Origin of the sequence: Ensifer aridi, assembly GCF_002078505.1 — a bacterium.
Lineage (GTDB): Bacteria > Pseudomonadota > Alphaproteobacteria > Rhizobiales > Rhizobiaceae > Sinorhizobium > Sinorhizobium aridi.
Map to the genome: position 1 here is coordinate 1 of NZ_LUAV01000070.1, position 1814 is coordinate 1814.

At 62.5% G+C, this 1814-nt stretch carries 2 protein-coding genes; both read left to right on the forward strand.

Annotation, left to right across the window (positions count from 1 at the left end; genetic code table 11):
- On the forward strand, positions 1 to 1576 hold a 1576-nt coding region (locus AYK65_RS31305), incomplete at its 5' end, for a non-ribosomal peptide synthetase (RefSeq protein WP_139793426.1).
- A 9-nt stretch (positions 1577 to 1585) separates the two neighbouring features.
- On the forward strand, positions 1586 to 1814 hold a 229-nt coding region (locus tag AYK65_RS32265; protein WP_139793427.1), incomplete at its 3' end, for a hypothetical protein.

Consider the following 1814-nt stretch of genomic DNA (forward strand, 5'->3'; position numbering starts at 1 on the left):
CGATCCGGCCTATCCCTGCGCGAGGCTCAACCAGGTGCTCGACGATGCCGCCCCGCGGCTCATGCTTTGCGATGCGGCCGGCCGCGAAGCCCTCGGCGCCGAGGCAATCGCCGATCTCCGCGTGATTGATCTCGATGCGGCCACCCCGGTCTCGGCGAGGCTGCCGGCGTCGGATCCCGATCCGCATGCGCTCGGCCTGACCCCCAGCCATCTCGCCTACATCATCTACACCTCGGGCTCCACCGGAACGCCCAAGGGTGTCATGGTCGAGCATGCAAACACCGTCAACCTGCTGCATTGGAACGACAGCGTTTTTGCCGGATCGGAGACCAGCCGGATGCTGTTTTCGACTTCGATCAATTTCGATCTGTCTGTCTACGAGTGCTTCGTGCCACTTTCTCGCGGGGGCACGCTCTATCTCGTCGAGAATGCCCTGACGCTGGCTCAAACGCCCGTGGATGTCTCCTTGATCAACACGGTCCCGTCGGCGATCACTTCTCTCCTTGACAAGCAGGCAGTGCCGCAATCGGCAAAGGCTATTAATTTGGCGGGCGAACCCTTGAAGCTCCCGCTGATCGAGAGGCTCTTTGAGAATACGTCTACACAGACGATCTGCAATCTCTATGGTCCCTCGGAGACGACGACCTATTCGACATGGATTTGCATGCCAAGAGGGCAGGCTGTTGTCGAGACGATCGGGCGTCCGATATCGAACACGCGGATCTATGTGCTTGACGACCATGGCCAGCCCGTTCCGTTCGGGGCTGTTGGCGAGCTCTATATCGGCGGGGCGGGCGTTGCGCGCGGCTACCTCAACAGCCCGGAGCTGACGGCGGAGCGGTTTCTGGCCGATCCGTTCAGCGACCAGACGGATGCCCGCATGTACCGGACCGGCGACCTGGCCCGCTATCTGCCGGACGGCAATCTCGAGTTCCTGGGCCGCAACGACGAGCAGGTGAAGATCCGCGGCTTCCGGATCGAGCCGGGGGAGATCGCTGCCCGGCTCTGCGAGCATGCGCTTGTCGGCGATGCGGCCGTGGTGGCGCGCCAGGATGCGACGGGCGACAAGCGGCTCGTCGCCTATGTCGTGTGTCGGCCCGAGCTGGGAGCGGACGAGGCCGATGGCGCCGAGCTTGCCGCGGCGTTGCGGGCCCATCTCGGTGGCCTGCTGCCCGACTACATGGTGCCGTCGGCCTTCGTGCGGCTGGACGCACTGCCGCTGACACCGAACGGCAAGCTCGACCGCAAGGCGCTGCCCTTGCCGGCTGACGATGCCTATGCGCGCCGGGCCTATGAGGCGCCGCAAGGCGAGGTCGAGACGCTGCTGGCGGCGATCTGGCGAGAGCTGCTCGGGGTCGAGCGGATCGGCCGCCACGACAACTTCTTCGAGCTCGGCGGCCACTCGCTGCTGGCGGTGCGCCTGCTTGCCCGGCTGACACAGGCCTTGGCAGTGGAGCTGCCACTGGCGACCCTGTTCGCCAAGCCGACATTGGCTGAGCTAGCCCGTGAATCTTCCATCAGCTTGATCACTCAAGAATTTGATCGCGACGAACTTCAGAAGCTGCTTTCTTCCTAGGACTCTGAAATGACCGATTTTGTCATCGACCAATTAGAAGAACTGGATTCAGGCAGCTTAGCTAAGCTCCTTTCCCTGGCCAGAGAGCGAAATCGAGCCCGCGACCTAAAAGCTACACTGATACCGAAGATCAGCCGTGATGGTGCGCTGCCACTGTCCTATTCGCAGCAGCGTCTCTGGTTCTTGTCACAGTTGGACGAAGACAGCACGAACTATAACATTCCCCTGGGCTGGCGAT